Source organism: Pseudobythopirellula maris (assembly GCF_007859945.1).
GTDB lineage: Bacteria > Planctomycetota > Planctomycetia > Pirellulales > Lacipirellulaceae > Pseudobythopirellula > Pseudobythopirellula maris.
The window spans coordinates 1,114,933-1,134,365 of the sequence record NZ_SJPQ01000001.1 but is presented as its reverse complement, the minus strand read 5'-3'; the positions used below and the strand labels follow the sequence as shown (position 1 = coordinate 1,134,365).

Genomic DNA, 19,433 nt, shown 5'->3' with positions numbered 1-19,433 from the left:
TCATGCTGATCGATTCAAGTCACGACTCGCCATCAAACAAGCTTTGTAGCACTCTGAATGTCTCCTGCTCGCATCTACCTCGACAACGCCGCCACGAGCTGGCCCAAACCGCCGGCCGTTTACGACGCCGTCGACCGTTACCAGCGTGAGATCGGCGTGCCCGCCGGGCGGGGGTCGCACGGCGCAGCGGTCGAAGCGGCGCGGGTGGCGACGGCGGCCCGCGATGGCGTGGCGCGGCTTATCGGGGCGAAGGACCCGCGTTCGGTGGTCTTCACCGCTAGCGGCACCGACGCGCTCAACCTCGCCCTCTTCGGACTGCTTCAAGCTGGCGACCGGGTGGTCACCACCGTGTGCGAGCACAACTCCGTGCTGCGGCCGCTGCACGCTTTGGCCGAGTCACGCGGCGTGCGGATCGAGACCCTCGGCTGCGACGCCCAGGGCGTGGTCGATCCGGACGATTTCCGCAAGGCGCTCGCCGAGCCGACCCGATTGGTCGCCGTCACCCACGCATCGAACGTCACCGGCGCCGTGCAGCCGGTCGCCGAGATCGCCCGGCTGGCGCACGAGCGGGGCGCGCTGGTGCTGGTGGACGCCGCCCAAACGCTCGGCTGGCTCCCGCTGGACGTGGGCGAACTGGGGGCCGACCTGCTGGCGGCGCCGGGGCACAAGGGGCTCATGGGGCCGCTCGGCACCGGGCTGCTGTGGCTGGCCGACGGTTTGGCGGCGCATGTAACGCCCCTCCGCCACGGCGGCACCGGCGCCCACAGCGAGTCGCCCCGCCAGCCCGACACGCTCCCCGAACGCTTCGAGGCGGGCTGCCTCAACATGCCGGGCGTCGCCGGTCTGGCGGCCGGCGTGGCCGAGCTGCTCGGTGCCGAGGGCCCGCGGCTCCGCAGCCAGAGCGAAGCCGCCCACCGGCGGCTGCTCGCCGGGCTGCAAGCAACCGAAGGCGTGCGGCTCCTCGGCGCCGGCGCCCCGCAGCGTGTGGGCGTTGTGAGCCTCGTCGCCTCGGGCTACGATCCCCAGGAGCTGGCGATGACGCTCGAAGTCGCCGCCGGCGTTGAGTGCCGGGCCGGTCTGCACTGCGCTCCACGCTTGCACGAGGCCCTGGGAACGGCGTCCCAAGGGGGGACGCTCCGCCTCAGCCCCGGGCCCTGGACCACGGACGCCCAACTCGACACGACCCTCGCGGCGCTCGCCGGCCTCATGGCGGCCGCCGCGTCTTGAACCAACGACTCGCCTAACCGGACCCGAATCTCGATGCCCAGCCCCAAGGCCAAAGCCAGCTCCCAACCTTGGTACCACGAGGGTTTGCGTTTCAAGTGCAGCGGCTGTGGCGATTGTTGCACCGGCGCCCCCGGCTACGTGTGGCTGAACAAGGCCGACATCGAGGCGATGGCCGCCGAGACGGGCCTCGAGGTCGCGGAGTTCGAGTCGCGCTACGTCCGTGAGGTGGGCGTCCGCAAAAGCCTGATCGAATACGACAACGGCGACTGCGTCTTCTTCGACCCCAAAAGCCGTGGCTGCACCGTCTACCAGGCGCGCCCCCGGCAATGCCGTACCTGGCCGTTCTGGGATTCGAATCTCAAATCGCCCGAGACCTGGGCCGAGACCTGCGAAGCATGCCCAGGCAGCGGCAAGGGCAAGCTCTACCAGCTCGACGCGATCGAAGCCCAGCGGGCGGTTGTCCGCGTCTGAGGCAACCTGCTGGCGCTCTTTTGAGCGATCGCGAATCCTTTTTGCCGTTTCTGCAGGCTGGGTAAAGTTTGCCGGTCGAGCCGACGATAACGGTAGTAGCGGATCGGTCGGGCGACAGGGCTTGTCGCGGCGATCGAGACCCAAGCCATTGCAGTAAAAGGATTTGCGTCGAATGACGCGACTTTTGGGCTGCTGGGACGAGGGTGAATTCTGCTAAGATCTTTGACAACTTGGGGTTAGATCAATTCTCACGACGAGAGTCGTTGGCTGAATCGTCTATTTCATCCGACCCGCGGGGGCCGCGCGAGGTAGGCTCAGCTTGACTCTAGTCGTTGCTATATTTACACTTGGGTTAATTGCTGACGCTCGTTTGGGCGTCTCAAGGGGCCGTTTTGCCTCGCCTCCCGGATTCGTGCGACGCCAAGCGTCGCGAAGCCTCGCAGCCATCCACCGGCCGCATGGCGTTTCCTCCCAGAGGACCTTGTCGTGACCAAGAAAGAGATCGTCAAAACCATCTCGGAAGAGATCGGGCTGACGCAGCTCAAGACGAAGGAGATCGTCCAAAAGACGTTCGACGCCATCGTCGAGACGCTGGTCGAGGAACGCAGGATCGAACTGCGTAACTTTGGCGTCTTTGAGGTCAAGAAGCGTGCCGCTCGCAAGGCTCGCAACCCACGCACCGGCGAAAAAGTCTCCGTGCCGGAGAAGTTTGTCGTCACTTTCAAGCCGGGCAAGGAGATGGAGGAGCGTGTCCGCGAGCTCGAGCGGCAAGCCGCCGAAGAAGCGGCCGCCCGCGAAGCCGCGGCAAACGCCGCCAGCACTCCGACCAATCCGCTAGCGAACGGCGCTCCCCCGAGCGCCCCCAACGCACCAAACAACGCAGCGGTAAGTGGTTACGACCACAGCTCGGTCGACTACCAACGGCCCCCCGGCCAATAGAGGCGGCCCTTCGGCCGATCTTGGCCGCCGCCCATCTCGCTCAACGCCGCCTCGAGACACGTCTCGACGCCCGCCGCTCATTTACCTATAAGGCCCCGCCGGCTCACCCGCCGACGCAGGCCCTGGCAGGATGCTAGATGTTGGAGTCGTTCTAACCCCAACCCGTTGGCTCGAAACCGTTTCGGGCCAGTGCTGAGTGAGACAACCCGACCGACGAAACGCGTTTACCGCCCCACCACTGCGGGCGGCCAGCGACACGCGTGTGCTCAAGGAGGAGTGCAGATCGATGCGTAAATGGATCATGGGCTTCGTAGCGGCCGCCATGCTGACCAGCAGCACCGGCTGTCTTGTGCCGATTTACTCGGCCGACCCCGCCCGCCGGGCCCAGCAACTGATCTACACGTCGGAGGACCTCCGGTCGTTCCTCGACGAGTGGGAACGGATCTGGTTCCTCGACCAGCCAAGCCATATGAAGCCCTACCGCACCAGCGGCCTCGTGCTCTAAGCACGCCCGGCCCCCGGCTTGTCGGAGGGTGGAATTCACGAGCACGGCGGCCAGCCCCCAGGGCTGGCCGCCGTGCTGCGCTTACGGCTCGGCGTTTGTGCGGCCCTGCGCCCGTTGTTGCCCGGCGGCACGACCGGTAGGATCGCGACCACGCCCGCCCGCTCTGCTTGGAAGCCAGCCTAGCTCTGTCGCCAGTCCCGCTCTGAAGCACGTCCTGCCCTCTCGCCGCCCCGCATGTCGCTTCCCGCTCCTCCCGCTCCCACAAAGCATGTCGATCCCGCGTCGGTCGACCTGAAGGTCGAGCTCGGCCGGCTGACGCTTCCCAACCCGGTTCTTGTGGCCTCGGGCACGTTTGGCTATGCCCGTGAGATGGCGGCGTTCGTCGATCTCACCCGTCTGGGTGGTGTCGTGCCGAAGACGATCACCCAGGAGCCTCGCCAGGGCAACGCCCCGTGGCGCACGGTCGAAACGGCGGCCGGCATGCTCAACTCGATCGGCCTCGACAACGACGGCCTCGAGGCGTTCCTGGCCCATCACCTGCCCTACCTCGCTTCGCTCGGGGCGCCGGTGGTGGTGAGCGTCGCCGGCCGCACGCACGACGAGTTCGTCGCGATGTGCCGCCGCGTCGGCGAGGCGTCAGCCGCGGGGCCGGCCGCCGACGCGATCGAGCTCAACATCTCCTGCCCGAACGTGTCTCACGGCGTCGACTTCGGCGTCGACCCGGCCCGCTGCGAGGAACTGGTTCGCGACTGCCGCTTGGCGACCGAGTTGCCGATCGTGGCGAAGCTCACGCCCAACGTGACCAGCGTCGCCACGATGGCCAAGGCGGCCGAGGCGGGGGGCGCCGACGCGATCGCGCTGATCAACACCTGCCTCGGCATGGCGGTCGACTGGCGCCGCCGGCGGCCGCTCCTTGGCAACGTGGTCGGCGGCCTCAGCGGCCCGGCCATCAAGCCGATCGCGCTGCGCTGCGTCTGGCAGGCGGCCCAGGCGGTCCGCACGCCGATCGTCGGCGTGGGGGGCGTCGCCACGTTGGACGACACGATGGAGTTCCTCGTCGCCGGCGCCAGCGCTGTGCAGCTCGGCACGGTGAACTTCTACCGCCCGACGGCCAGCATGGAAGTGCTCGACGCCTTGCCGGCGGCGATCGCGAGCCTCGGCGCGGCAAGTGTGGCCGAAGTGGTAGCAAGCCTCACGACGGGCCTGACGACGAGCGCCAGCGAGCCGCAGGCGATATCCCCCTCCCCTTCCAGGGGAGGGGGATAAGCGCCGCCGAGGCGGCTTGATTCCTCTTCCTCCCCCCTGACCTCCGACCTCTCACCTCCAACCTCTCCCAAAATGCCCGCACTCTCCGGCATCCAGCCCACCGGCCCGTTCCACTGGGGCAACTACTTCGGCGCCATCCAGCAGTACATCGAGCTGCAGGACACCGAGGCCCAGTCGTACTACTTCATCGCCAACCTCCATGCGCTCACCACCGTGCGTGACCAGGAGCTGCTCAGGCAGTACACCCTGAACGGCGCCATCGACCTGCTGGCCCTCGGTCTCGATCCCGACAAGGCGGTGCTGTTCGTCCAGTCGGACGTTCCCGAGGTCAGCGAGCTCTGCTGGCTGCTGCTGACGGGCACGCCGATGGGCCTCTTGGAACGTTGCGTCAGCTACAAGGACAAGATGGCCAAGGGCATCAAGGCCGACGCCGGCTTGTTCACCTACCCCGTGCTCCAGGCGGCCGACATCTTGGCGTACGACGCCACGGTGGTCCCGGTGGGCGAGGACCAGCTGCAGCACATCGAGGTCTGCCGCGACATCGCCCAGTCGTTCAACCACCACTACGGCGAGGTCTTCACGCTGCCCAAGGGCAAGGTGCTCGACCAGTCGGCCCGGGTGCCCGGAACCGACGGCGAGAAGATGAGCAAGAGCTACGGAAACACGCTCGCCGTGTTCGAAGAGGAGAAGAAGCAGCGCAAGCAGATCATGCGGATCCAGACCGACAGCCGGCCGATGGAGGACCCTAAGGAGCCGGACGGCGACGTGCTGTTCGACCTGCTGAAGCTCGTGGGCAGCGAAGAGGAGATCAGCGAGATGGCCGCCACGTACCGCAAGGGCGGCTTCGGTTACGGCGACGCCAAGAAGGCGCTGGCGAACGCCGCCGAGCGTTACTGGGGCCCGGCCCGCGAGCGCCGCGCCGAGTGGGCCGCCAAGCCAGACGCCGTGCGCGAAGTGCTCGCCGCCGGCGCCGCCAAGGCCCGTGCGAAGGCGGGCGAGGTGCTCGGGCGGGCTCAGGAAGCGTGTGGCGTGAAGAGCTGGTAGGTGGCCCAATAATCGTTTGAGAAGCGTTTCGCAGAAGTCGTTTAAAAAGTCTTGCGCGCAAACGGCCGACTGCAGCGCCCGAAAAACGCAGCCTGGCGGCTTGGAATGACGGCCTCTTCCGTGAGAACGCAGCCGGCTTGGCGATCGCGACACCCTGCGGCGCCCAATTATCTTTGTAACGGCCGTTTCACCTAATTTCGACAATCGCTTTTGGGCCGAGCGCGCAGCAGCGATTCTTGGCCACTCGCGATTTTGTTGTAGGTCGGGCGCCCCGTACGACTTGCGACGTTCTTTCGGCGGCGGCGAATCGTCGTAAGTCGCGCAAAGAAATTCTTGGCCGCGCGTTTGAGTCGCCTCACGCAAAGCCGCCAAGACGCGCAAGAAGAGGGCAGGGCCATCGGGGCTCACAGGGCTCACAGGGCCGTGCGATGACACCCTGGGGCCACTCGAGCGCCCCACAAAAAAAGGCCCCCGGTCGACTGACCGGGGGCCTTTTGCGATGCGATCGTGTTGGCGGAGGTTTAGCGACGGCGAGCCGCGAAACCAACCAGACCCAGCACGGCGAGGAGCGCCGAAGCCGGCTCGGGCACGAGTTCGAGGTAGACGTTGTCGAAGTGGACGCCGCCGTTGGCCGAGCCAAGAGCCGAGGGGCCGCCCAGGCGGACGACGTCGAACTCGAAGGCCGCGTTCTGCGTGATGCTGGCCACCAACGTGCTGTTGATGTTGCCGTCACCGTTCAGGTCGAGCGTGAACGTCACCTGCGAGTCGGTGATCTCGGCCCTGTAGGTGTGCCAACCCTCGACCGGCGTCTCGTCGGCAATCGGGGCGCCAAGGTCGTCGACCAGGTTCGGGAAGGCGACCCACGCGCCGGCACTGCCGGCGCCGAACAGGACGGTCCGGATGGCGTAGTGCGACGGGCTGTTGTAGTGGCCCATCTCGATGATGTTGGCGCCCGCGGCGGCGCGAAGCCCGGCCGAGTTCCGCTCGTTGTTCGAGTTGGCGTCGTCGTAGATGTCAGCCTGGAAGATCAGAGTCTCGCCAGTGCCGGGGTAGACGCCGGGGAAGCTGAATTCGTTGATATTAGCGGCGGAGAACGAGGCGCCCGTGCCGGGGTGCGAGAGCGACTGGCCGGGGTTGCCGAGGCCGGCGTCGAGCGTGCCGTCGCCCAGGGTCCACGTGCCGCCCAGATCGGCGGTGTCGGTGTAAGACTCAAAGTCTTCGGCGAGGATCGGCGCCGCGACGGCCCAGGTGGGCGCCACGAGGCACAGTAAAGCTGCAGTAGCGATCGACTTCATGGGAACTGACTCCTGGAGTGGTGTTTCACGTTGGTGCGGAGAAGCGCATCTAGGAAGAACGCAGCAACACGTCTACTCACCGTAAACGGAACCCCGAGAAAAGAATATCGCTTTGGCGCAGAAACCTCTTGCGCTATACGCACACCCCCATCTGGAGCCCTGGGCTTGCGTAAAACCGCGGGCGACAGGTGCGCATTTGCGCTGGGCTCGGGAGTACGAACCATCCGTTTACGGCGGACAACGCGCAGCGACCGTAGCCTAGCGTCTGGCCAGCCACCCCATGCATGAGGCCCGAAGGGCCGAGCGTATGAGAGCCCAGTCTGCAGCCCTCGGGTCGGGGGTGCGGCGTTCACTTCGACGCCCGAGTGCTTCTTCGGGGCGGGGCAGGGAGGCACAGAGATTGCTACTGACTTCGTCAGAAACCGCGTGATGTGCGCGCGGTCGTACGCAACCCCTCACGGATCGTCGGCTCATGGCAAGCGTTTTTGAAGAAGGTCAGCGGGTGAAATGGAAGTGGGGCGAGGGCTATGGCCAGGGGCGGGTTAAGAGCCGGTTCACCAAGAGGGTGACCAGGAAGATCGAGGGCAACGAGGTGACGCGCGATGGCTCTCAGGACAACCCCGCCTACTACGTCGAGACCGAGGATGGCGGCAAGGTGCTGAAGCTGTGGAGCGAGTTGGAGTCTGCGTGATGGCCGCTTCCCGTGCAAAACGTAAGGCGCTGCTGACTCCCGACGGCCGGTACATCGTGGTCGACGGCCGGTTGTGGCGCGCCACGAACCCCGCCATCCCGGCCGACGAGCGTGAATCGTTGGTGCGTGAGCTGATGTCCGCGAGGCGAGCGGTGAAGGCCGCGGCGGACGACCCCGAAGCGATGCGGATCGCCCGTCAGCGCGTTGACTCGGCCAAGGTGCGGTTAGGCGAGCGGGGGCCGGTGTGGTGGGAGGACGGGCAGCCTGACCTCAACCGGCGCAAAGTGGAAAACACGCCCTACGCCGACTGGCGCCGCGAGCAGACGGCGGGCTGAGGCGCTGAGGCCCAGCTGAGCAGCCCAATTGAGCAGCGCAGTTGAGCAGCGCAGTTTGGTAAGGTGCTTGCTGCCCGCTATTCGACTCGCCACAACACAGCAAGATCCATTGTGAGGCGGTTCGCTTGGCCACAACAAGCGTGGTCATGGCGCCCGGCCGTCCTACGCCAGCCCAGGGCAACGCCCTGGGATTCCTCACCGAATGCCACCAATTTCTCCACGACTTTCGTGCCGTTTGATCGATTCCGACAGCAGATGGCCAATCTTCCAAAACGCGACGATGTTGAGGGCAGTGAAAAACCCGAATATCCCACAGGCGACCGCTGGATTCCTGGAAATAAACTCGCCATCTCCACTGGGGAATATATGGGATTCAGCCAATTCAATGCACGCAATAAGGTACGCGATTGCCCCCTGCACGATCATAAGGCAATAGACACTAACAACCGTCGGAAGAATACGCGCCGGGGTATTCTGACGAAGAAAATACGAGTACCACCCCAGCGTCCTACTCCCAACCTCTGATTCAATATACTCGTAGATATATTTACTGATGAGTATTATACGCGAGTCTAGATGCTCCCAGCGCATCGCAAACAACCATGCGACGACGGGATAAATAATCAGAACTATCTGAGCGGCGAGCGAATCATACTCCGAAAGCACTATCATAGCGCCGAAAACGGCGATGGATGCGGCGACAATTTGGGCGCGCTGCCGGATTCGCATGTCGATCGAGGTGCGCAGCGATACATACTCAGCTGTTTTCGCCTTAAGAACCTCTGGATCCACATTCGGCTCAATAGCCTCCAGACCAGTGGCATCTGTCATGTCTTATCTACCTCAGCTATACGGTTATTTCATGACACGTTAGGGCAACTGAGCAATCCCATCTGCACCGGTCAATACATGCCCTGGTAACTCAATGGCGGCTATCGTTAATTTAGTTCAGGAGGCGCGCAAAGAGAGAGTGCATCCATGACGCCTGTCCTACCAAGCTATTCCTTTGTTCCTTCGTGGTTCAATCCCTTCTGAATCACTCCTCAAACCGCCACACCGCTCCGAGCGTCCGTACGATCAGCGCGTCGCCCACGATCGCCGGGGAAGCGTTCACCTCGTCTTGCAGGTCGACGTGGGCCAGCTCGCGGTACTTCTCGCCGTCGGCGGCGAACACGAAACCCTCGCCCTCTTTGTTGAAGGCGTAGATGCGCCCCGAGGCCGCGACGGGGGACGACCAGAACTCGCCACCGAGGCGTTTTTTCCATAGCTCTTTGCCCGTGGCCGCTTCGCGGCAGGTGGCCACGCCGCGGTCGTCGGTTGTGAAGAGCAGGCCATCGACCAAGATCGGGCCCGAACGCTGCGGGGCGTTGCGGCCGGTGCTCCAGGCGACGTGCGACTCGGTCACTTCGCAGTGGCCGTCGGGCCTGACCGCCGCGAGCGCCAGGGGGCTGCCGCCGCCGGTGGTGACGTAAATGCGGTCGCCGTCGAACAGCGGCGGCGTGGCGGCGTTCATGCCGCCGTGGCGGAAACGCCAGAGTGGTTGGAGCTCGCCACCCTCGGCCGGCAGGCGGTAGGCGAGGGTTTCGGCCGCCGCGGGGCTCACGAGCTGCTCCTCGCCATCGACGCGGATCACGCGCGGCGTGCCGTACGCCTTCTTCCAGTCGCCGCTGTCGGTTTGGTAATCGATGTCGCGGTCGCGGCGCCAACGGGTCTTGCCGGTCGCCTTGTCGAGACCAACCAGGAACTGGAAGTCGACGCCGTCGAACTGGACGATCAGCTCTTCGCCGTGAACGATCGGCGACGAGCCGGGGCCGCGGAAGTCGTCGCTCACAAAGTCGCGCCGCTCCCAGAGCGTCTTGCCCGTGGCGGCGTCGAGACAGGCCGTGCCGTAGCTGCCGTAGTGGACGTAGAGCCGGTCGGGCTCAATGAACGGCGTGCAAGAGGCGTAAGTGTTGGTCGGGTGACAGAACCGCGGCTCGGCGACTTCGAACACCACCCGGTCCCAAACGATCTTGCCGGTCTCCAGATCGAGACAGAGCGCCGAGAGTTGCTTGCCGTCCTCGGTGGCGGTGGTGAGATAAACCCGATCGCCCAGCACGACGGGCGACGACCACGCGCGGCCGTGGACCGGCGTTTTCCATTTGAGGTTCTCTTCGGGCCCGAACGCGACGGGCGGGTCGGCGTCCTCGGCGACGCCCTCGCCTTCGGGCCCGCGGAACCGGTTCCACGGTTCATTGCCCGCGGCGATAGGGGCGAGCAGGGTGAGTAGCGAGAGGGTCAGTAGCCCAAAGAAAAGGTTGCGCGCCATGAGGTTCCGTGCGGTGGGGCTGTTAGCTGTTGGCAGATGAATGTGGGAGGCGTCTCCGACGCCGATGGCGTGTTGCAGACCGGCGATCGTAGGCATACCTCTATCGGCGTCGGAGACGCCTCCCACAAGCTTTGCTTACGCTCTCACGGTCTCGTTTGCGGCCCTGGTTGTCGGGGCCGTAGCCTTGCGGCCCGTGAGGCGTAATCATAGCAGAGCGACCGCACGGTTCACGCGCCGGATGCCGATGGCCCGTTGCACAGACGCCCCCTCCGTAATACCGACCACACTCCCGGCTGATTCTCTATGCAATTCCGCACCCGCGCCATCCACGTTGGCCAAGACCGCGACCCGCAAACCGGGGCCGTCGTGCCGCCGATCCACCTGGCGAGCACGTTCGTCCAGCCGGGCGCCGGCGAGTGGGGCGAGTTCGATTATTCTCGGAGCGGCAACCCGACCCGCAAGAACCTCGAGCAGACGGTCGCCGACCTGGAGGGCGCCTCGGCGACCGGCGGCGGCGCGTTGGCGTTCGCCAGCGGCATGGCGGCCATCCACTGCGTGACGGCGATGCTGCGCTCGGGCGACCACGTGCTGGCCGGCAGTGATATCTACGGCGGGGCTTACCGGCTGCTGCACAAGATCATGAACCGCGCGGGGGTCGAGGTCACGCTCGCCGACGCGACCGACCTGGATGAGTTCGAGAGGGGATTTCGGCCGAACACGAAGCTCGTTTGGGTCGAGTCGCCCGGCAACCCGCGGATGTCGATCACCGACTACGCCGCGGCGGCGGAGATGGCGCACGAGCACGGCGCCCTGATGGGGTGCGACAACACGTTCGCCACGCCGGTGCTCTGCCGGCCGCTGGAGCTGGGCGCCGACATTGTCATGCACTCGGCCACGAAGTACTACGGCGGCCACAGCGACCTGATGGGGGGCCTGTTGGCGGTGGGCGATAAGTCGCTCTTCGACGAGTTGTACTTCGTCCAAAACGCCACCGGCGCGATCATGGGCCCGTTGGAGTGCTTTCTCACTTCGCGCGGGATCAAGACGATGGAGCTGCGCGTCAAAGAACAGTCGCGCACCGCCCAACGCTTGGCCGAGTGGCTCGACGGCCACGCCAAGGTGAAGCGGGTGCTTTACGCCGGCCTGCCCACGCACCCCGGCCACGCGATCGCCAAGCGGCAGATGCAGGGGGGCTTCGGCGCGATGATCACGTTCGAACTCGACGGCGACTTCGCCGAGACCAAGCGGTTCTGCGAGGCGACCGAGCTGTTCCAGCTGGCGGTGAGTCTTGGCGCCGTGGAGTCGCTCATCGAGCAACCGGCGAGCATGTCGCACGCCAGCTACGACGCCGAGGACCGCGCGAAGCACGGCGTGACCGACGGCCTCATCCGGCTGTCGGTCGGCCTCGAGGCGTTCGAGGACCTCAAGGCCGACCTCGATCAGGCTTTCGATTGAACCACAGAGGCGCAGAGGGCGCGGAGGAAGAAGAAAGGGAATTAAGACTAAGAATGGGACGCGGATGAACGCGGATTGAAAAGATAGACGCGGATGAAGGTAATTTTGTATCCGCGTCTATCCACTTGATCCGCGTTCATCCGCGTCCCATTTTTCGTTCTTACTCCGTGTCCTCTGTGCTCTCTGTGGTGAACTCGATCGCCCCAAAGGTGACCGGCAGGTCGATGCACGTGGCGAGGCGCCCCAGGTACTCGTCGCGTGAGATCTCACGGGCGCCCAGGCTGCCGGTGTGCGGGGTCCACTGCTGGATGTCGAGCAGCCGGTAGCCGCGCTCGGCCGTGTGGCGCACCAGGGCGGCGAGGGCGACTTTCGAGGCGTCGCGTTCGCGGTGGAACATGCTCTCGGCGGCGAACAGCCCGCCGATCGCCAGGCCGTAAACGCCCCCCACGAGTTGGTCGTCCTCGGGGGCCCCGAGCCACGCCTCGACGCTGTGTCCCCAGCCGAGCTCGTGCATATGGGTGTACGCCTCGCGCATCGCGGGCGTGATCCAGGTGCCCCCCTCGCGGCCCTTGCCGTTGGCGCAGCCCTGCATAACGCGTGCGAACGCCCGGTCGGAGGTGACGGTGAACTTGCCGCTGCGGATCGTTCGCGCCAGCCGCCGCGAGACGTGCATCTGGCCCGGCTCGAAGACGGCCCGCGGGTTGGGGCTCCACCACGGCGTGGCGTCGTCATCGTCGTGCGGCCAGGGGAAGATGCCGTGGCGGTAGGCGTCGAGCAGCCACTCGGGCGAGAGCTCGCCGCCTAGGCCGATAAAGCCGTCGTCGTCGGCGCCCTCGGCCGCCGGGAAGTAACGCGAAGGCTCGAGCCGCCCGGTGCGGGGGGGCCCGTAGGGCGGCTCGGCGTCGGGGGGCGGTGCTTCGGGAGGCATCGCCGCAACTTAGCCTGAGAGAGCGCTCACCGCCAGCGCGCCGCCTGCGGCCGCCGCCCACGCGGGGCGCAAAAAAAATGGCCCGGCCGCCGGGATACTCCGGCGGCCGAACCATGCGGGTTGTTGCGGGCGGCTCTGGCTACGGGAGGCTGATCTGGCTGAGCGACTGCTCCCATCGCAGGTCAACGAAAACGCCGTTGTCGTTCGCTTCGGTGAAGCTCACCCGGCAGAGGAACCGCGGCTTGAGCCACTCGGCCTCGGCCGCGGTGCTGACGAACGGTTGGAACGCCTTCGCCGAAGCGAAGCCCTCGAGCAGGCTGGCGGTTTCTTCGCCGTTGAGCTTGGGGACGACCTGCCCGACGTACTGGAGCTTGCCCTTCACCTCGCTCGCCAACAGCACATTGCGCAAGCCGCCCTGCGGGTCGAGTCGGTAGCCGATGATCAAGCAGTCCGCCTTGACGCGCGGCTTGGCGGGGACCGGCTTGCCTTCGGCGTCGCCGCCGAGTTCGCCGGCGCCGGCCTTGCTGGCGAAGTCTTCCATGGACTCTTCGAAGCCCTTCTTGCTGTCGGGCAGCTCTTGCGCTTTCTCGGCGATCGCGCCGAGCAGGTTCGATTTGGTCGGGGCCTCGATGTTCCAGTCGAGCAGCCGCTCGTAAGGGATGCCGCCAATGATCAGCGTGGCGCCGATGACGCCCGTGAGGGCGAGGTTCAGGCCGTTGAACAAGATCAGCCGCTTGGGCAACAGCTGCGCGGACTTGCTCCAGTGACGCAGCGGCTTGATAACCACGTCGAGCAGCCCGCTCTCGGAATCGGTGATCGACGAGAGGATGAAGCAGCCGATGTGGCAGCTGAACGCCAGCACGAGGCAGCCGATCAGCTGGCTCACGGCCCACAACGTGCGTAGCGACTCGTCGGGGCTCATGACCGTGGTGTAATAACGCACGCCGATGCTCGTGCCGATCACCGCGATCGTGGTCGCGATGAGCGCCCATCCCCACAACGGGATGAGGTTCATCCAGACCTCCAGGTGCGACGTGGTTTGCTGCACGGCGACCGGGGCGCCGTCGTCATCGGTTGGCGCGGTCTCGACCTCAACGTGCATGCCGAGCACCGAGTACCACCCGCAGCTCGGGCAGATCGAGCATTGGGCGTTGGGGAACCCGACGCCGCATTTTTCGCAGTTGAGCGAGACCTCGGCCACTTCGGCCAACGGGACTTCGCGTGGGGTCGAAGGCTCTTCGAGCGTGGGGGCAGGCATCGCGGGACCGTGGCGTTCGGGTTGGGCGGATTAGGGCGATCGGGCGGGCGCCGGAGTCAAAGCGCGTTTCCAAACCTTAGTTCACAAACCCGCTAGCGGCCCGGCGGAGGGGGTGCTCCGGGCGCACGGGGAGTGAAGATTCGCGGCCGGCGCCGCTACGACCCGACCCGGCGCCCGGCGCCCGGCGCCCGGCGCGTGGGGCGGCAGCCTGCGGGAAATGGCCCCCAAGCTTGGATCGGCTATAATCGGTTCTTGTGGGCCGGGGTGGTGAACGCCACGCCCGGCCGCCGCGTAAGGGCGTAAGCCGACCGTGCGGCGTCGCTCGGGCGTCGCCCCGCCTGCTGACCAGCTGCGAAGAGTCGAGATACGCCCCCAAGACTAGAGACCCGCCCCGAAGAAATCCCGGCGCCGAAGGCATGGAACCCAGCTCGCACGACCACACCCCGCACGACCCTGCGTTCAAGGGCGACGCGTCGCACGACGACTCGATGGTGAGCCCGCCGGCAACGCCCACCAGCCTCGAAACGGCGGCCCCGGTTGGCCCGGCGAGCGACTCGCCGTACGCCAAACCGAACCTGGTGATCAAAGACCCCGACCCGTACGCGTTCGCCAACCGCATCCGCCGGCTGACAATCGCGCTGTGCGTGATCAGTTGTGTGGCGCTCGCGCCGTTTCTGTACGAGCGGCTCGGCTACCAAAGCCGCCGCGGTCAGCTTCGCGCCGACTACGAATTCGCCAGCGAGCACATGGGCGAGATAGCCCCCCGCATGGTGGAGTTCAGCATGGCGTCGCGGATGGTCGCCATGCGCGCCGGGCCGAGCGTGGTGAGCATCCACCGCCCCGGCGCCCGCGGGCAGATGGGCCAGGGGTCGGGCGTGGTGGTCGACGCCAAGGGGTACATCGTCACCAACCATCACGTGATCGGCGACGCGCCGTCGCTGATCGTCGAGATGCAGGACGGCAGCACCCGCGACGCCACGGTGGTCGGCTCCGACCCGGCGATGGACCTCGCCGTGCTGAAGGTCGACGCCAACGGGCTCATCGCCGCCGAGTGGGGCGACAGCGAACGCCTAGAAGTGGGCGATCTCGTCTGGGCGCTTGGCAGTCCGTTCGGCCTGTCGAGCAGCATGACGTTCGGCATCGTCAGCGCGAAAAGCCGCCGCAGCGGCAGCGGCGTCACGCGGGCGTTGTACCAGGAGTTCTTGCAGACCGACGTGGCGATCAATCCCGGCAACAGCGGCGGGCCGCTCGTCGACGTGCAGGGCCGCGTGGTGGGCATCAACACCGCGATCCTCGGCGATTCGTACCGCGGCGTGAGCTTCGCCATCCCGAGCGAGTTCGCCAAGGACATCTACCTGAAGCTCCGCGACAACGGGCACATCGAACGCGGCTACCTCGGCATCGAGCCGCAGGCCTTACCCGAAGTTGCCCGACGCGCGTTCGGACTCGACTTTGGCGAGGGGGTGTGGGTTGCGCAAGTCATGCGGCCCAGCCCCGCGCAGCTCGGCGGCCTGAGGCAGGGCGACGTCATTTTGTCGTGGAACGACCACGCGGCGACCGATCCCACGCTGCTGAGCCGCGAGATCGCCGCCAGCGACATCGGCTCGACCGCCGAGGTGAGCATCAAAAGGATGGTCGCCGGCGAGGTCGTTGAGCAGATGCTCGAGGTCGAGGTCGGCAGGTCGAGCGCCTCGGGGCGGTAAACGCCGAGGTTCTGTGAGCCCGGGACTGTCTCGCCCCGTCGCCTTGGCGTCTACTGCACGAACTGGGTCGGTTGGGTCCGCAATCGTTCTACCAAGGCCACGAGGTTGGGGTTCCCGCCTCAATAGGTCATGGGGGCTTGGTCATTGAGCCTCCCAGGACGGGACACAATCAGCCCACGAGCCCGCACAACGCCCTTCCTCCAGGGGATTCTTCCCAGAGAAACGCCGTGGACCTGCACGCCGCACAAGACGCCAAGGAGCAAGTACGCCAAGCGACCGACATCGTCGACCTGGTGGGGGGCTACATGCAGCTGCGCCGCCAGGGACGCGGCTACGTGGGCCTCTGCCCGTGGCATGACGACACGCGGCCGAGCATGCAGGTGAATCCCGACCGGCAGTCGTTCAAGTGCTGGGTCTGCGACATCGGCGGCGACGTGTTCAGCTTCCTGATGCGGATCGAGGGGCTCGAGTTCCGCGAAGCGCTCGAGGCGCTCGCCGACCGGGCGGGCATCACGCTCGCCGCTTCCGCCCCGAGCGGCCCGGCCGGCGGCCCGGGCGACAAACGCGCCTTGCTCGCCGCTTTGGCCTGGGCCGAGGAGCGGTTCCACCGCTGCTTGGTGAGCGACCCCGCCGCCGAACCGGCGCGGCGTTATCTCGCCGAGCGCGGCGTGTCGCAGGAGAGCATCACGCGGTTTCACATCGGCTACTCGCCCGACGGCTGGGACTGGCTCGCCAAGGGCGCCGCCTCCACACCCCACTCTTCGGCCGTGCTGGAGCGTGTCGGGCTGATCCTGCCGCGCAAGAGCGGCCAGGGCTACGTCGACCGGTTCCGCGGCCGGGTGATGTTCCCGATCCGCGACCTCAGGTCGCGGCCGATCGCGTTCGGCGGGCGGGTGCTGCCGGAGCTAGCAGCCCGCGAGGCGGCGGGCGGCTACACGCCGGCCAAGTACGTCAACTCGCCCGAGGGGCCCACGTACTCCAAGAGCGATCAGCTCTACGCCCTGGACCTGGCCCGGGACTCGGTGCAGAAGCTCGAGCAGATCGTGGTGATGGAGGGCTACACGGACGTGATCATGGCCCACCAGCACGGCGTGGAGAACGTGGTGGCGGTGTGCGGCACGGCCCTGGGCGAGCGTCACCTGCGACTGATCCGCCGCTTCACCGATAGCATTGCGCTCGTGCTCGATGGCGACGAGGCGGGACGCAAGCGTGCGAACGACATCCTCGAATTATTTGTGGCGAATCAGGTCGATCTGCGTATTCTGACCTTGCCCGATAACATCGATCCGTGTGATTTTATTGGTACGCCCATGGAAGGGCAGACCGAGGGCCGCGGCGCCGACGCATTCCGAGCGTTGCTTGCCGCCGCCCCCGACGCGATGGAACACAAACTGCGCACGGCGACCGAAGGAATGGTCCTTACCGCGGACAACACGCACGACGCCACGCGGGCGGTTGAGCAAGTGCTCGCCACGCTCGCCAAAACGCGCGTCGGGCTAGGCGAAGCGACTTCGGCGGTCATGCTGCGTGAGCAGGGCCTGGTCGCCCGCTTGTCGCGCCGCTTCGGCTTGGCCGAAGAAGCGATCCGCCGCCGGCTCGCCGAACTGCGTCGCGGCGAGGGCCGCCCCGCGACGGTGCGTCGCGAAGAACCGTCTTTAGAGGAGACCGCGCCGCGGCTCAAGGCGTCTTCGCTCCCGGTGTGGGACCGCGAGGCGCTCGAGCTCATGCTGCTCGACCACTCGACGGCGAACGAACTCGTGGCCGGGCTCGAGCCGGCCGACTTCCGCTCGGAGCTAGGCCGGCGGGTGTTTGACTTCGCGTCTCGCGCGCTCGACCCGGACCGCCAAGAGGGCGCCGTGGTCAGCCGCCTGATGCTCGCCAGCGAAGACGAGCGGCTCAAGAGCCTGCTCGTCGAGCTCGACGAATCGGCCCAGGACCGCGCCGAGAGCGACCGGGCCCGCCGCGTTCACGACTTGCTGATCGGCCGCCAGCGTCGCCGCGACGACGCCGACACCCAGGCCGGCATCAACGCCTTGAAAAGAGGAGACCTCGACCCGACGCAAGAAGCCGAAACCCTCCAAAACTTGTTCGCTACCCGCAAGAACCGGCAGGCCGGATCCTAGTCCACGGACGGACAGGAAGCCTGACCGGCGAGTCGCACCCGCTCGCGCTTCGTCCCGCGCCCGCCTTACACGCGGGGCGTCGCCAAGCGACTCACCCATCGCCACCTCAGCAGCGTGCATGAAGCACGCGAGGAGTCGAACCGTGACCCTACTCGATAGCAATCTTTCGACGATCTGCGCCCTCGCCAAGAAGCAGGGCTACCTCACCTACGATCAGGTTTACGCCTACCTGCCCGACGAGACCCACGGCACCGAGAAGATCGAAGCGCTCCTGGGCGCCGTCGAGCGGATGGGCGTGGAGCTCGTGAACGCCCCGCGGCAGGCCTCGGGCGAGGCCTCGCAGACCGCCGATGGCGGCGACCGCGGCCACCTGCTCAACGATCCGATCGCGAGCGGCTCGAGCGACCCGATCCGGATGTACCTCTCGCAGATGGCGGAGATCCCGCTGCTGACGCGTGAGGAAGAGATCGCCCTGGCCAAGAAGATCGAGCTCACCCGCAAGCGGTTCCGCCGCAATTTGCTCCGCTCGTTCTACGCCCTCGAGGCCACCGTGAAGGTGCTCGAGCAGGTCCACGCCGGCGAGCTGCCGTTCGACCGCACGATCAAGGTGTCGCTCACCGAGGGGCTGACCAAGGAGCAGGTGTCGGCCCGCATGCCGACGAACCTGGCCACGCTCCGCGGCCTGATGACGCAGCAGCGCAGCGACTTCGCGTTGATGTCGCACCACGGCGCCACGGCCGAGGCGAAGGACGCGGCGCGCGGCCGCTACCTGCGTCGGCGTGAGAAGATGCTCACGCTGGTCGAGGAGCTGAGCCTGAGGATGCGTCGCTTGCAGCCGCTCATCAAGGAGCTCCAGCAGTTCTCCGAGCGCGCCGACCACCTGCACAAGCTGCTCGACGAGCTGCGCGCCTCGGACGCCCCGGCCCACCGTTTCGCGCCGGTGCGGGCCGAGCTGCGGGCCATCGCCCGCCGCACGCTCGAAACGCCCACCAGCCTCCGCTGCCGTGCGGACGCCGTGAGGCGTCAGCACCGCGAGTTCGAGAACGTCAAACGCGAGCTCTCGGGCGGCAACCTGCGGCTCGTCGTGTCGATCGCCAAGAAGTACCGCAACCGCGGCCTGTCGTTCCTCGACCTGATCCAAGAGGGCAACACCGGGCTGATGCGGGCGGTCGACAAGTACGAGTACCGCCGCGGCTTCAAGTTCAGCACTTACGCCACGTGGTGGATCCGCCAGGCGATCACCCGCGCGATCGCCGACCAGGCCCGCACGATCCGCATCCCCGTGCACATGATCGACGTGCTCACGAAGCTGCGCAACACGGCCAAGCGGCTCCAGCAGGAACGCGGCCGCGAGCCGAGTGTCGAGGAGATCTCGCTCGCCTCGGGCGTGTCGCTCGAAGAGACCGAGCGGGTGCTCGACATCGGCCGCCACCCGGTGAGCCTCGACCGCCCGATCGGCGACGGCGACGACTGCAGCTTCGGCGAGTTCGTCGAGGACCACTCGACCGAGAACCCCACCAAGCTGGCCAACAACGGCCTGTTGCGTGAGCGGATCGACGAGTTGCTCAAAACGCTCACCTACCGCGAGCGCGAGATCGTGCGACTCCGCTACGGCCTGGCCGACGGCTACTCGTACACGCTCGAAGAGGTCGGCCGCATCTTCAAGGTCACGCGTGAGCGGGTCCGCCAGATCGAGGCCAAGGCCGTGGCCAAGCTGCAGAACCCGGTCCGCAGCCAGATGCTCTCGAGCTTCGTGCCGGAGTTCCCGCTCGTGATGGACGACGAGGTCGAATCGGCCGCCGCCTGAGCGGGGCGTGCCGAACCGCAAGAAAACGCCACGCGACCGCCGATCCGCTCGGCGGTCGCGTTTTTTACGCGCCGGGGG

At 66.5% G+C, this 19,433-nt stretch carries 17 protein-coding genes; 12 read left to right on the top strand and 5 right to left on the bottom strand.

Annotated elements, in window-relative coordinates; translation table 11 throughout:
• The first annotated feature begins 57 nt into the window (after positions 1-57).
• From Mal64_RS04200 to trpS, 6 genes are all read left to right on the top strand, one after another.
• Entirely contained in the window at positions 58-1,227 is a 1,170-nt protein-coding gene (locus Mal64_RS04200; RefSeq protein WP_146397358.1) for an aminotransferase class V-fold PLP-dependent enzyme, read from the top strand.
• Between the two features lie 33 nt (positions 1,228-1,260).
• Positions 1,261-1,698 (top strand): YkgJ family cysteine cluster protein, encoded by a 438-nt coding sequence (locus Mal64_RS04195; RefSeq protein ID WP_146397355.1) that lies wholly within the window; start codon positions 1,261-1,263, stop codon positions 1,696-1,698.
• Between the two features lie 486 nt (positions 1,699-2,184).
• Positions 2,185-2,637: an HU family DNA-binding protein gene (locus tag Mal64_RS20105; RefSeq protein WP_231993578.1), complete on the top strand. Its 453-nt coding sequence runs from the start codon at positions 2,185-2,187 to the stop codon at positions 2,635-2,637.
• Positions 2,638-2,923: 286 nt separating this feature from the next.
• Positions 2,924-3,142: a hypothetical protein gene (locus Mal64_RS04185; RefSeq protein WP_146397353.1), complete on the top strand. Its 219-nt coding sequence runs from the start codon at positions 2,924-2,926 to the stop codon at positions 3,140-3,142.
• 234 nt (positions 3,143-3,376) lie between these two features.
• Positions 3,377-4,408, top strand: a complete 1,032-nt coding sequence (locus Mal64_RS04180) for a dihydroorotate dehydrogenase (protein ID WP_146397351.1) — start codon at positions 3,377-3,379, stop codon at positions 4,406-4,408.
• A 72-nt stretch (positions 4,409-4,480) separates the two neighbouring features.
• Positions 4,481-5,452, top strand: coding sequence for a tryptophan--tRNA ligase (trpS, locus tag Mal64_RS04175; RefSeq protein ID WP_146397349.1), 972 nt, complete (start codon positions 4,481-4,483; stop codon positions 5,450-5,452).
• Positions 5,453-5,973: 521 nt separating this feature from the next.
• On the opposite strand, the gene Mal64_RS04170 is transcribed toward trpS, so the two are convergent.
• Positions 5,974-6,747, bottom strand: a complete 774-nt coding sequence (locus Mal64_RS04170) for a PEP-CTERM sorting domain-containing protein (RefSeq protein WP_146397347.1) — start codon at positions 6,745-6,747, stop codon at positions 5,974-5,976.
• A gap of 472 nt (positions 6,748-7,219) precedes the next feature.
• Between Mal64_RS04170 and Mal64_RS04165 the strand changes: the two genes are divergently transcribed.
• Both Mal64_RS04165 and Mal64_RS04160 read left to right on the top strand, forming a co-directional pair.
• Positions 7,220-7,438, top strand: coding sequence for a hypervirulence associated TUDOR domain-containing protein (locus tag Mal64_RS04165; protein ID WP_146397345.1), 219 nt, complete (start codon positions 7,220-7,222; stop codon positions 7,436-7,438).
• Positions 7,438-7,773 carry a hypothetical protein gene (locus tag Mal64_RS04160; protein WP_146397343.1) on the top strand — a complete coding sequence of 112 codons (336 nt, stop codon included), beginning with the start codon at positions 7,438-7,440 and terminating at the stop codon, positions 7,771-7,773. The genes Mal64_RS04165 and Mal64_RS04160 overlap by 1 nt, the downstream gene beginning before the upstream one ends.
• 195 nt (positions 7,774-7,968) lie before the next feature.
• Here Mal64_RS04160 and Mal64_RS04155 read toward each other — a convergent pair whose 3' ends face one another.
• The gene (locus tag Mal64_RS04155; protein WP_146397341.1) at positions 7,969-8,604 is read right to left on the bottom strand and encodes a hypothetical protein; all 636 of its coding nucleotides are present in this window, start codon (positions 8,602-8,604) and stop codon (positions 7,969-7,971) included.
• Between the two features lie 205 nt (positions 8,605-8,809).
• Positions 8,810-10,081 carry an outer membrane protein assembly factor BamB family protein gene (locus Mal64_RS04150; protein WP_146397339.1) on the bottom strand — a complete coding sequence of 424 codons (1,272 nt, stop codon included), beginning with the start codon at positions 10,079-10,081 and terminating at the stop codon, positions 8,810-8,812.
• A 303-nt stretch (positions 10,082-10,384) separates the two neighbouring features.
• On the opposite strand from Mal64_RS04150, the gene Mal64_RS04145 reads away from it, so the two are divergent.
• Positions 10,385-11,536, top strand: a complete 1,152-nt coding sequence (locus Mal64_RS04145; RefSeq protein WP_146397337.1) for a trans-sulfuration enzyme family protein — start codon at positions 10,385-10,387, stop codon at positions 11,534-11,536.
• A gap of 160 nt (positions 11,537-11,696) precedes the next feature.
• On the opposite strand, the gene aat is transcribed toward Mal64_RS04145, so the two are convergent.
• Both aat and Mal64_RS04135 read right to left on the bottom strand, forming a co-directional pair.
• Positions 11,697-12,464 (bottom strand): leucyl/phenylalanyl-tRNA--protein transferase, encoded by a 768-nt coding sequence (gene aat, locus Mal64_RS04140; protein ID WP_146397334.1) that lies wholly within the window; start codon positions 12,462-12,464, stop codon positions 11,697-11,699.
• 139 nt (positions 12,465-12,603) lie between these two features.
• Positions 12,604-13,722 (bottom strand): ATP dependent DNA ligase, encoded by a 1,119-nt coding sequence (locus Mal64_RS04135; protein ID WP_146397333.1) that lies wholly within the window; start codon positions 13,720-13,722, stop codon positions 12,604-12,606.
• A 416-nt stretch (positions 13,723-14,138) separates the two neighbouring features.
• Between Mal64_RS04135 and Mal64_RS04130 the strand changes: the two genes are divergently transcribed.
• The 3 genes from Mal64_RS04130 to Mal64_RS04120 all read left to right on the top strand — a co-directional run bounded on the left by Mal64_RS04130 (position 14,139) and on the right by Mal64_RS04120 (position 19,355).
• Entirely contained in the window at positions 14,139-15,425 is a 1,287-nt protein-coding gene (locus Mal64_RS04130) for a S1C family serine protease (protein ID WP_146397331.1), read from the top strand.
• 227 nt (positions 15,426-15,652) lie between these two features.
• Entirely contained in the window at positions 15,653-17,548 is a 1,896-nt protein-coding gene (gene dnaG / locus Mal64_RS04125) for a DNA primase (protein WP_146397329.1), read from the top strand.
• Positions 17,549-17,690: 142 nt separating this feature from the next.
• The gene (locus tag Mal64_RS04120) at positions 17,691-19,355 is read left to right on the top strand and encodes a sigma-70 family RNA polymerase sigma factor (RefSeq protein ID WP_146397327.1); all 1,665 of its coding nucleotides are present in this window, start codon (positions 17,691-17,693) and stop codon (positions 19,353-19,355) included.
• The last annotated feature ends 78 nt before the right edge of the window (positions 19,356-19,433 follow it).

Coding starts and splice junctions, on each gene's coding strand:
- Mal64_RS04145 (WP_146397337.1), top strand. CDS start 10,385: ATGCAATTCCGCACCCGCGCCATCCACGTTGGCCAAGACCGCGACCCG.
- trpS (WP_146397349.1), top strand. CDS start 4,481: ATGCCCGCACTCTCCGGCATCCAGCCCACCGGCCCGTTCCACTGGGGC.
- Mal64_RS04180 (WP_146397351.1), top strand. CDS start 3,377: ATGTCGCTTCCCGCTCCTCCCGCTCCCACAAAGCATGTCGATCCCGCG.
- Mal64_RS04195 (WP_146397355.1), top strand. CDS start 1,261: ATGCCCAGCCCCAAGGCCAAAGCCAGCTCCCAACCTTGGTACCACGAG.
- Mal64_RS04200 (WP_146397358.1), top strand. CDS start 58: ATGTCTCCTGCTCGCATCTACCTCGACAACGCCGCCACGAGCTGGCCC.
- Mal64_RS04185 (WP_146397353.1), top strand. CDS start 2,924: ATGCGTAAATGGATCATGGGCTTCGTAGCGGCCGCCATGCTGACCAGC.
- Mal64_RS04155 (WP_146397341.1), bottom strand. CDS start 8,604: ATGACAGATGCCACTGGTCTGGAGGCTATTGAGCCGAATGTGGATCCA.
- Mal64_RS04150 (WP_146397339.1), bottom strand. CDS start 10,081: ATGGCGCGCAACCTTTTCTTTGGGCTACTGACCCTCTCGCTACTCACC.
- Mal64_RS04170 (WP_146397347.1), bottom strand. CDS start 6,747: ATGAAGTCGATCGCTACTGCAGCTTTACTGTGCCTCGTGGCGCCCACC.
- Mal64_RS04160 (WP_146397343.1), top strand. CDS start 7,438: ATGGCCGCTTCCCGTGCAAAACGTAAGGCGCTGCTGACTCCCGACGGC.
- Mal64_RS04130 (WP_146397331.1), top strand. CDS start 14,139: ATGGAACCCAGCTCGCACGACCACACCCCGCACGACCCTGCGTTCAAG.
- Mal64_RS04135 (WP_146397333.1), bottom strand. CDS start 13,722: ATGCCTGCCCCCACGCTCGAAGAGCCTTCGACCCCACGCGAAGTCCCG.
- Mal64_RS04165 (WP_146397345.1), top strand. CDS start 7,220: ATGGCAAGCGTTTTTGAAGAAGGTCAGCGGGTGAAATGGAAGTGGGGC.
- aat (WP_146397334.1), bottom strand. CDS start 12,464: ATGCCTCCCGAAGCACCGCCCCCCGACGCCGAGCCGCCCTACGGGCCC.